Genomic DNA, 1,524 nt, shown 5'->3' with positions numbered 1-1,524 from the left:
CCTCACTGGCCTCGGGGCCGTCCTCCGGGGTGGCGTCGGGGCCGCTCCGCGGGCCGGGCGACGCCTCGCCCCTCCCCCCGGTGCGCGGGCCGGCCTTCGGTCCGGCGCCACCGGTCATCGCCGCCAGCATGTCCGCCATCCTCTGCCGCATGAACCCGGCACCCGGAGCATCGTCCGGTATCAGGTCCGCGTACAGGTCGAACAGCCCCTCGGCGCTGGGACTGGCCTGGAGCTCCAGGGCCATGCGCAGGTGTCGCAGGAACTCCGGGTGCAGCGGCAGCTCGACCGCCTCGGTCAGCAGCTCCCGCATCTCGGCCACCTCGGCGGCCATCCCGCCGAGGCCCTTCTCCCTGATCATGTCGAAGACGGCGGTGGCGTCCGGCTCCGGTGCCAGCCCGCCCGCCATCTCCTGCAACGGCAACTTGTGCGTCAGCAGGAACAGCGCGGCCCACCTTCGGTCCTCGGCGGAGGCCGTGGCCCCGGTCCGCGTCGCGGGGTCCCGTGCCTCCCGCAGCAGACCGTACGCCCGCTCCCGGTCCGCGGGCGTGCCGCCCCCGACGGCATGGCGCAGGGTGAGGGCGCCACCGAGCCAGACGGTCACCGAGCTGCGCAGCTCCGGGTCGTGGTCCAACAGGCGGGAGAGTTCCTCGAGTTCGGCGACCGAGTCGTCGTGGGCGCGGGTGTGCCGCGCGACGGTGTCCGACGTCGGCTGCAACGCCTTCGCCCGCTCGACGGCCGCACGGGCCCAGGCCCGCAGCGCCTGGACACCACCGGTCTCCTCTTCTTCCCCCACGAACACTCCTTGAGCGTCAACTGCCCTGGTGTCAGCTCATGGTGACGGCCCGTCGGCCACCGTGACAGCCGATCGCCGTGATTCACCGGCTCTCGCCCGGTCAACGACCAGGGCTCGCCCGGTATGTGCCCGGATCGGGCCGGGAGGCGGACGGGCCGGGGGCGAGCGGGTCCGGCCGGGCCGCTTCCGACGCCCCCAGATCCGCCCGCATCCCGCGCCGCAGCTCGCGCAGCCGTTCCCACAGCGCGTCGATCTCCGCCTGTGCCGCGTCGAGCGAGTCGCCCGGGCGGGGCACGCCGTCGTCCAGGCGCCGGAGTCTGCCGTAGAGGGCGCCGAGCGCGTGGGTGACCTCGCCGGCCAGGACGAGCACCGGGTCGGGCAGCCGCATCTGGGCCTCCGCGTACACGTCCCGGTGCACGTCCCGGGCCTCGGTGAGCCGCCGGCGCACCGCCCCGGGGTCCTCCGTGCGGCTCAGGGCGTGCAACTGGTCGGTGAGGGCGGCCAGATACTGCCGGGCGGCGGTGTTCAGCGCGACGTAACAGGCCAGCCGCTCCGAGGCCTGCCGCTCCCGGGCCCGCGCCCGCTCGGCCCGCTCCTGCTCGTGCCGTCTGCTGCGCTCCGCGGCGCGCTGGGTGAGCAGCGCCGACAGCAGGGTGCCGACCACCCCGACGACCGCCACGACCGGCGCACCCGCACCGCTGACGTCCATCACGCTCACCCCCGGTTCACCG

At 75.1% G+C, this 1,524-nt stretch carries 1 protein-coding gene and 1 pseudogene; both read right to left on the bottom strand.

Going from position 1 to position 1,524, the window contains the following annotated elements; all coding sequences use genetic code 11:
- A pseudogene (locus FRZ03_RS01410) lies at nt 1–793 on the bottom strand (CHAT domain-containing protein); the annotation flags it as partial.
- Nucleotides 794–893: 100 nt separating this feature from the next.
- Nucleotides 894–1,524, bottom strand: a 631-nt coding sequence (locus FRZ03_RS01405) for a hypothetical protein (RefSeq protein ID WP_398659474.1), incomplete at its 5' end; no start/stop codon positions are given.

The sequence above is a fragment of the Streptomyces misionensis genome, from assembly GCF_007896895.1.
Classification (GTDB): domain Bacteria; phylum Actinomycetota; class Actinomycetes; order Streptomycetales; family Streptomycetaceae; genus Streptomyces; species Streptomyces misionensis_A.
The sequence above is the reverse complement of the archived record's forward strand: the minus strand, read 5'-3'. Positions and strand labels throughout refer to the sequence as shown.